Source organism: Endozoicomonas atrinae (genome assembly GCF_001647025.1).
GTDB lineage: Bacteria > Pseudomonadota > Gammaproteobacteria > Pseudomonadales > Endozoicomonadaceae > Endozoicomonas > Endozoicomonas atrinae.
The window spans coordinates 1-5,605 of the sequence record NZ_LUKQ02000302.1; the positions used below are offsets into that span (position 1 = coordinate 1).

Annotated in this window: 9 protein-coding genes; 1 reads left to right on the forward strand and 8 read right to left on the reverse strand. The window is 51.0% G+C overall.

The features are described from left to right. Nucleotides 1–304, reverse strand: a 304-nt coding sequence (locus tag AK963_RS24785) for a hypothetical protein (RefSeq protein ID WP_202969856.1), incomplete at its 3' end; no start/stop codon positions are given. Nucleotides 305–525: 221 nt separating this feature from the next. On the opposite strand from AK963_RS24785, the gene AK963_RS24790 reads away from it, so the two are divergent. Next, a complete protein-coding gene (locus AK963_RS24790; protein WP_066018067.1) occupies nucleotides 526–1,158 on the forward strand; it encodes a hypothetical protein in 633 nt (210 codons plus the stop codon). On the opposite strand, the gene AK963_RS24795 is transcribed toward AK963_RS24790, so the two are convergent. The 7 genes from AK963_RS24795 to AK963_RS33575 form a co-directional block, all read right to left on the reverse strand. Further along, nucleotides 1,148–1,378 (reverse strand): hypothetical protein, encoded by a 231-nt coding sequence (locus tag AK963_RS24795; protein WP_066018068.1) that lies wholly within the window; start codon nucleotides 1,376–1,378, stop codon nucleotides 1,148–1,150. The two genes, AK963_RS24790 and AK963_RS24795, sit on opposite strands and share 11 nt — an antisense overlap. A 67-nt stretch (nucleotides 1,379–1,445) precedes the next feature. Further along, a complete protein-coding gene (locus AK963_RS24800) occupies nucleotides 1,446–1,739 on the reverse strand; it encodes a hypothetical protein (protein ID WP_066018069.1) in 294 nt (97 codons plus the stop codon). Nucleotides 1,740–1,781: 42 nt separating this feature from the next. Then, nucleotides 1,782–2,252: a hypothetical protein gene (locus AK963_RS24805; RefSeq protein WP_066018070.1), complete on the reverse strand. Its 471-nt coding sequence runs from the start codon at nucleotides 2,250–2,252 to the stop codon at nucleotides 1,782–1,784. Between the two features lie 22 nt (nucleotides 2,253–2,274). Further along, entirely contained in the window at nucleotides 2,275–2,472 is a 198-nt protein-coding gene (locus AK963_RS24810) for a DUF6900 domain-containing protein (protein WP_066018071.1), read from the reverse strand. Between the two features lie 123 nt (nucleotides 2,473–2,595). Further along, complete coding sequence (locus AK963_RS24815) at nucleotides 2,596–2,982, reverse strand: hypothetical protein (RefSeq protein WP_066018072.1); 387 nt, start codon at nucleotides 2,980–2,982, stop codon at nucleotides 2,596–2,598. A 196-nt stretch (nucleotides 2,983–3,178) separates the two neighbouring features. Further along, nucleotides 3,179–4,165: an ankyrin repeat domain-containing protein gene (locus tag AK963_RS24820; RefSeq protein WP_083232879.1), complete on the reverse strand. Its 987-nt coding sequence runs from the start codon at nucleotides 4,163–4,165 to the stop codon at nucleotides 3,179–3,181. A gap of 61 nt (nucleotides 4,166–4,226) precedes the next feature. Then, the coding region (locus AK963_RS33575) for a hypothetical protein (protein ID WP_202969857.1) at nucleotides 4,227–5,605 on the reverse strand (1,379 nt) is incomplete at its 5' end.

Genomic DNA, 5,605 nt, shown 5'->3' on the forward strand with positions numbered 1-5,605 from the left:
TGGCGCTGTCGGGGGCGTAAAAGCTGGCGCTGACTTTTTTAAACCGGCCTGCCTGCACCATTGCTTCAAACTGGGGATCGACCTGCTGCGGGTTCGCCACCAGACCGTCGTCGCTGAATTCCAGCCCATTTACCCATCCCCAGGCCGGGCCGTTGTCTTTCGGGTGGCCGATCACGATAGGGGCTTCGTGCAGGTCAGGGCTGTAGGCACCCACTGTCGCTTTCAGGGTGTCGTCACTGAAATCCAGCGTGATGCCCTGGCTGCTAGTCTGCTTCCCTGGCTTAAAAATATTAATCCCTTTCATGAAATCCCTTGTCCTGTGGGTAGATTTTTATGGACATGGGTTCATTCTGGCTGACAGGTTCCCTGATGAGCATGCGTAAATTTTCCGCAAGATTCTGATAAAAACTGCAGTTTTTGCCCAAATTGGGCAAATTCCGATGGGATAGAGCCTTTTCTTATGCCATAGAATCCTTTTTCGCCCTGGGTTTACCACGGCAAATCAGAGTGAAAAAAGGAAACATTATGAAAATTGAATACTTCATCTCCATTCTCGTTCTCAAGCTGGCCTGGAACACGTTCAAAAATGCCCGTCTGGATTTTTTTCTTGTGCATCTTGCCGGTCAATCCATGGACGGCCCATTCCGGGCAAAAGCCATCGCCAGGAAAATCGGGATGAAACCTCAGCGGGTCTATAAAATTCTGGACGGCTCTGACTTTTTCGAGCGAAGCGGGAATAAATTCAGCAAGCGGGAACGGCTCGCTGGCTTGTTTGCTGATGGTTTCATCGAGGTGATCGACGGACAGGCAGTACCGGTTGAAGATGTTGATTTCGATGCACTCGAGGGTGAAATAAAAGAAACGCTGATTGATCAGTTCATGTCTGTTGTCACCAAACACGGCGATGGAATGACGCTGTTTGACATGGCGATTCAACTGGCCGTTTATGAAGGCTGTAACCGTCTGGATGACATCATCAAACGTGTTGGGGTCGATAGTGAAACCACCCGACAGGCGGTTGAGCAACTGGTCGAGAAAAAACTGCTGGTAGAACATGCCAAAGAGGGAGAAGTCCATTACTCGTTCACCAGCAAATCCTCCGATATTTTTGGCATGATTTTCAGATCAAAGCGGCGGGCTCGACGCGCTAAGTCGTGAGATAACGCCTTGCCATTGAGTTCAGCAGCTGACTGATCGTGTCGCTGTAACCATCCAGAAAGTGCATCAGCTGCGGATTTCCGCTCTGCCTGATGCACACTTCCAAGGCCTCAAACCACTCCAGTTCCAGCCGTTCTATTGCCAGTTCTCTGTCGTCCTCCTGTCCACATTGGTGGGCATATTGATCAGCGGCTTTGCTATTTACACAGTGTCTGTCCATGGTGTGGCTACTCCATCCGTGCTTGCCAGCATACCAGCCCTGACGGGCAGGGCTGTCTCGGCGGCGATTAAATATGCCGGGGAACTTCTTTTTTCATGCTGTAAAAAGTGATTCGGTTTTCCTTTTTGCCATCCTCGGTGTGGACAACAAAATCGCCTTTGTCGTAAGTAATGGCATCCAGTGCCTTGTCATCCAGCGCCAGTTCTTTGCCACCTTTGAGCTTCATGGTGATGCTCCACTTGCCGAGGCAGTTGGCGGTGGCACTGGTCACTTCGGTGTTATTAACCCGCACTCGTTCTGCTCGGGCAAGCAGGGTTTTAAAGGCGCTGGCGACTTTCTCATGAGTTGTTTTTTTAGCCATGATAATTCTCCTTTTATTGGCTCAGGCTGTTCTGGCTGTTATTTATTTACAGTAGTTATCGCTGCAGCCTCCGAAATCATCGGGAAAGGGCGAGCTTGCGATTCGGCGTTGACGAGCCCGTTCTGCCGGGCTGTCTAAATACTGGGTCAATGGGTCGTACTTCGTGGCCACCTGTGTCATCCGTGGCTGCTCCTGTAGTGCTGTCATGTCCTGCTGGTAGCGGTACATAACGCTCCACACTTTTGAACAGGCGGTGTGATAGTCGTGGTCTTCAATACTGTTTTTAAAGTTGTCGTACTGCATGGTTTCCAGCTGGTCTTCCAAAGCGTTGATAACGTCGCTCTGTGGTACTTCCATACGGTAGCGATAATCGGCGTCAGGGGTAATGAGCAATTTTTCCTCTGGAAATAGTGTTTTTAAAACGTCGGGCTGTCTGGCTCTTACCATCATCAGCTGTGGTTCGTTTCTGTGTCTCACAATGCTGACCATGCCCTTGCTGGTGAATATCCACATAACGGCGCTCCTTCTTCTGTTTTTATTGTTTGCTTTGTTCGTTCAGCTTTTTGGTTTTGCTTTGTTCGTTGCCTGCCTTATAAGCGGCTTGCAGGGCTTCTTTTATCTGCCAGACGGCCAATTCGTGAAAATCAAGCTCATCGCTGTTTCTGGTGTCCAGGGTTTCCAGTTTTAGTATCTGGCTGGTGATGTCGTCGATGGCTTGTTGTTGTGTTTTCATGCTGTCCGTCCTGTTTTTTTCTTGTCTTTACACACACCATAGACGGCGACGGTCATCCAGCAAGGGAAAAAGCATGACGTTTTTCAAGGGGTGGGAGCCGCACTGGGCGGCGCTCTGGGGGCTTTATTGCTGCGGGGGTAGTGTTATCCTCAGCCATGCTTCTATATGGCCACGGGCTTGCTCTCTGTCGCCCTCGGGAAAGTCTATCAACTTCATGATGGTGTCTTCGTCATTCAGGCCGTCGTCATCGGAAAGTCGCAGGATACGTATGGTCACCAGCCCGTCTTCGCTCTGGATCTGCCACTGGTCGTCCCTGGTTGCCTCCACCTTGCCCTGTACCATGTGGACGGGGTTGCTCGGGGCGCTCAATGGGTCATCGTCTGCCCAGCCGTACTCAATCCATGCAATGCCCTGGTTCATGTCGAAAATGTGGGCCGGGTATCGTTTGCCACCCAGAGGATGGTCTATTTCCAAATACGTGTCGGGTTGTTTGGCTTGTCCTGGTGTCATTATGGCGCTCCTCTTAATTTGACGATCTCCTCTAGTGGCCGTCCGTCTGGCCACTGGTTATAGCCTGCGTCTTGTATCGCTTTAATAATAGCAGCACGTTCGTTCTCTGAATAAACCACTATGCGATCAAGGTCATCAAACAGGGACAAGCTGTCCTTAAAAATCGTTTCATTGCTGCTGTTTTTGGCGATGCTCTTTAGCTGGGGAATGGTGGTCTTTCGGTTTTCCTGGACATGGTCACCGGTGGAGCGCTGGCACCTCTGGCAATCAGGGCGTCAATGGCTTCCAGATGACCATTCTGGGCTGCAAAATGGAGGGGCGTCCTTCCGTCTTTGGTTCGCGCGTTGACGTCCGCACCTCTGGCAATCAGGGCGTCAATGGCTTCCAGATGACCATTCTGGGCTGCAAAATGGAGGGGGGTATATTTCTTCTTTTTAGCCCGAGGGCCATTGATATCAGAACCTTTAGCCTTCAATTCGTCGACGAACACCCAATCACAAGCCTCAGCGGCATACGCAAGCATTGTTGAACCCAAATGGTTACATGGTGCCTTAACATCAAATCCAGCATTAGCAAAACACTTGATCATTGGGATATTTATCTTTTTATTGTCGCTAGCGCTTTTTAAGGCCGTATCTCCTTTTTTGGTTCGCGCGTTGACGTCCGCACCTCTGGCAATCAGGGCGTCAATGGCTTCCAGATGACCATTCTGGGCTGCAAAATGGAGGGGCGTCCTTCCGTCTTTGGTTCGCGCGTTGACGTCCGCACCTCTGGCAATCAGGGCGTCAATGGCTTCCAGATGACCATTCTGGGCTGCATTATGGAGGGGCGTCCTTCCGTCTTTGGTTCGCGCGTTGACGTCCGCACCTCTGGCAATCAGGGCGTCAATGGCTTCCAGATGACCATTCTGGGCTGAATTATGGAGGTGTGATTCCTCAGTATTATAAATAATAAAAACAGCACGACGACACATCGGGCAATCTGAGCTTTCCTTCAGCCATTGCTCAATACACGATGAATGATAACGATGGTCGCAAATAGAAATAGAAACGCTCCGGGAGCCGGAAATACCATCTAAGCAAATACAACAATCGTCCCCACCGTCTGCGTTTTCGGATCCACGATATGAAGAATGTTGAATATGAGTATTAGCTTCACGGGTAATACAGGATAATATATTCATACTGATATGACCTACCTGGACGCTAGAAGTTCCATAGACTTGAATTATCGTTTAAAAAAAACTACCTGCCGCTGATGGCTGGCTCGGGAGCTATCTTCTGCAGGGCTTCTGGATACTGCTTTGCTATGTCCTGTTGTCTGGCCACCAAGATATTAATGAGCCTGGTGCGTTCCCGTTTTGTGGTGGGGCCGACGCTCTCTATCAGCTCGGTGATCTGCTGTTTATCCAGTGCCAGTACTTTTCGGGCTCCGGCGATCATGTCCTCTTTGGTCAAGCTGGCAAACACCGCCGCTGATTGGGGGTTCATGGCGCTGTCTCTCAGGCTCTCTATCTCCAGCACCTTTTTCCCGAATGCGTCGCCTTTTAATCCACCTTGCGCTCGGTATCTCAAGGCACCACCGGTATCGATATGGATGGCCTTGCTGCCTTTAATCAGTAGGTTGTCGTATGAAAGGCCGACCACGTCCCAGTTGGCCAGCCAGGCGTCCACCATAAAGTTGTTCCCTACGCCTTGGAGCTTGCCGCTGGTCAGCTGCCCGGCGTCCTGCTGCAGGCCATCAATAATTTCTGAAGCAATGCGGATCTGTTTGTCGTCCTGCAACAGGTAAACGTTGGGAACATCTACGCCTGCCGCCTCGTATAGCTTCGCAGCCAGCACTTCGTTTCGGGCGATGTCTTCACTGGCGGGTTCCTTGATGTAGTACTTTTTGCCGGTGGTGGTGTCCTGATAAAAGCCACCGGGGTTGGAGCCTTTCTGGTTGCCGATTTTGGTGAGGTCACTCCACTGTGGGGCTTCGTTTGACTCTGGGGTTGCTACTACTGGTTTTTGTGCTAATTTCTGTTTGGCCGTCTGGTCGGTATCGGGTAAAGGAGAATCAGGTGTGTTGTGAGTCACCGCTACTGACTGGGCGGCTCCCTGCTTTGCCTTATCCAGCTTTGCCAGAAACTTCTCTTTAGCGTTTTCATCCAGCGTATTGAATGCCGCCTGTTGCCCTGGGGTGGGTAACTTACCTGCCAGCACTTTCTTTTTGTAACCCGATAGCTTTGCAGCAGTCTCTTTCTTCAGCTGCTCCACCTGATATTGCTCCTCTACCTTTTTCAACAGCTGAACCGGGGGCAGGCTGTCGGTCTCTCCGCTTTTCTCCAGCTTGGTGAGGATCTGGTTTTTCAGCGTCTGCCCTTTGGGGTTCTCTTTAATGTCCTTCAGGGTCTCTTTGGCCAGCAGCTGCCCGGTCTTTAGCTCGATGCTCTGGTCGATGGCTTTCTGCGCTTCCTCTGGCAGCTGGTGATAGGCCGCCAGGGCGTTGCTGTTCGGTGCCTTGCCGTCAATGATGGCTTTCTTGTATTGGTTGATCAGCACTGACTGTTTAATGGTCTCGGCTTTCGCTTTGGCGCTGTCCAGCAGCTCTTTCGGGGTGAGGTTGGCGGTGCCTTTCTGCT

Coding starts and splice junctions, on each gene's coding strand:
- AK963_RS24810 (WP_066018071.1), bottom strand. CDS start 2,472: ATGAAAACACAACAACAAGCCATCGACGACATCACCAGCCAGATACTA.
- AK963_RS24800 (WP_066018069.1), bottom strand. CDS start 1,739: ATGGCTAAAAAAACAACTCATGAGAAAGTCGCCAGCGCCTTTAAAACC.
- AK963_RS24820 (WP_083232879.1), bottom strand. CDS start 4,165: ATGAATATATTATCCTGTATTACCCGTGAAGCTAATACTCATATTCAA.
- AK963_RS24805 (WP_066018070.1), bottom strand. CDS start 2,252: ATGTGGATATTCACCAGCAAGGGCATGGTCAGCATTGTGAGACACAGA.
- AK963_RS24790 (WP_066018067.1), top strand. CDS start 526: ATGAAAATTGAATACTTCATCTCCATTCTCGTTCTCAAGCTGGCCTGG.
- AK963_RS24815 (WP_066018072.1), bottom strand. CDS start 2,982: ATGACACCAGGACAAGCCAAACAACCCGACACGTATTTGGAAATAGAC.
- AK963_RS24795 (WP_066018068.1), bottom strand. CDS start 1,378: ATGGACAGACACTGTGTAAATAGCAAAGCCGCTGATCAATATGCCCAC.